General features: G+C 36.3%; 1 protein-coding gene. It reads right to left on the bottom strand.

Annotated elements, in window-relative coordinates:
• Window positions 1-1690 (bottom strand): restriction endonuclease (locus tag ABD915_RS09425; RefSeq protein ID WP_345117664.1); only part of this gene is annotated, 1690 nt, incomplete at its 3' end.
• Between the last annotated feature and the right edge of the window lie 464 nt (window positions 1691-2154).

Genomic DNA, 2154 nt, shown 5'->3' with positions numbered 1-2154 from the left:
CTGAAAGACATCGGACATTGCTTAAGATCCGACAAACATTTTTACCGGCATCTTGTTTCAGCCAATCCAGTTCCTCATTGCGTTTTTTGACACTTTGTGTTCCGTCAATATGTCTTATTTCACAGTTCAGAAAGGGAACCGTTTTAAGGAAATCATTGATATGAGATTTGATAATTCTATTGAAGAGCTTTGTAATATATTTAGAGGTATTGACATCTTTGCAAAAAGCTAAAGCGCACTGCATGGGCTCTGTATCATCATCATCCACAGCCGCTTCCTTATCCATTTTGGTCAGGGCTCTATAACAGCCAATAATTTTTGCCGCATCATCTAAATCAATTTCACGGTTTTCATTGGCAATAATCTTCTGTATGGCTGGTGTGATATAGGTTTCATCAATGCCTAAGACCACAATTTTGTAAGGGGTTAAAAGTTCATTATCGACAGCTTCAGCGAAGGTATAATGATGGAGTTGTTTTCCATAAAGCGCTTCATCATCCATAGACGCCAGAACGGCATTAATCTCATCAGCACGCCTTTTTGCAGTCTCACTAAAAATGCGCGGCGTTGCTGTCATATACAAGCGTTTTTTACCTCGAATGATGCTGTTATCATGAACCTTGATAAATTCGGATTCATTGTCTTCACTTCCCAATGTTGCTCCAGTCGTTCTATGCGCTTCATCACAAATGATCAGATCAAATTCGGGTAACCCATGGTCCTTTTGCGCATCAGAAATCACTTGGATTGAATGATAGGTTGAAAAGATGACTGTCATTGCATCTGCTAAGTTTTCACAAGCTTCTTTGGCAAGAGCTTTCGCATCTGTTGTAGCTGGTAGCACAAGGTCTGATGTTTCCATTTCAACAATATCATCTTGGTTTTTACGACGCTTACCAACTTTCGTATCGGAACACACCGCAAAGGAATGCAAGGGGATTTGTGTGTCCAGTGTCCATTCGCGTATTGTTTGTGAGACTAAAGCAAGAGAAGGGACTAAAAACAATACACGCTTGCCTTTTCCTGCTATTGCTTCTGCTATCTTAAGACTAGTAAAGGTTTTCCCCGTACCACATGCCATAATCAGCTTGCCACGGTCTGCTTCTTGCAAACCTTCACAGACTTTCTCAAGAGCTTCTTTCTGATGAGGACGAGGCTCTTTTGTTGATTTAAGAACAACTTCTTGTTTTGTTGCAAATATTTGCCAATCTATACGACTGTTTTCCATATGATGAAGGTCAATGCGATAAACGGGTATCGCTTGTCCTTTAATCATTGCATTCACATTGTCACTTAAATCACCTTCAGTGCTATCAACAAGAAGGCGATACTTAAAAATGTCTTTTCCAGAGGCAGCAATAAAGCTATCAATATCCTTTTTACTGATCTGATGATCTGCTTTATAAAACTTACACTGAATAGCAACATAACCCTCTCGATTACGAAGCTTGGCAACAAGATCAATGCCGATATCATTTTTATTCCAACCTTCACGTTCTTTTGCCCATTCAAAATAGCTTTCAACCTTTTCGTATCGTCCATAATGAAGAGGGTCATGCATCAGATATTTGCTAACAAAAGATTCAAAAATTTTCCCCCGTTCAGCATTTGAAGTTGCTTGCTCGCGATAATCTTCCAACAGAGAGCGTAGCGTGACTTGTTTATTATCAGACTTAACAGATTGCAGCATATTACAATAAAAATCCCTTGCCTTATAAGATGATCAATAATCATCAAAAGAATCAAAACGAATTCAATTAAATGCACTTAAAACAAATATCGATAATAAAGTGAGAAAAAAGTGCTAAAAAAGCCGATAATTTTTTCAAAAGAGGTTTTTAAAGAATACTTATCAACAGCCTATGAGCCATGGTTAATCAGCATAATAGTGGAATTTGCTATTCGTTTTATGATCAATCAAGACAAATGCAGTATGTGCTTTTAAAACATCAGAATGATTATTTTGATAGGTTTTATCACAAATTTTACAGAGAGGTTTTGAAAGTTCCTAACACCTTCAAAATACTTTCAAAACACATTCTATTAGTTGAATTTACGAATGTATTGTTAATACAAGTTGTTTTTTCAAAATTTAATAAAAATTAACATATTGAAATATAACAACTTTTATTTTTCTATTTTAAAAAATATAAT

The sequence above is a fragment of the Bartonella jaculi genome (assembly GCF_039543045.1).
GTDB classification, from domain to species: Bacteria; Pseudomonadota; Alphaproteobacteria; order Rhizobiales; family Rhizobiaceae; genus Bartonella; species Bartonella jaculi.
This window is presented reverse-complemented; position numbering and strand designations above follow the sequence as displayed.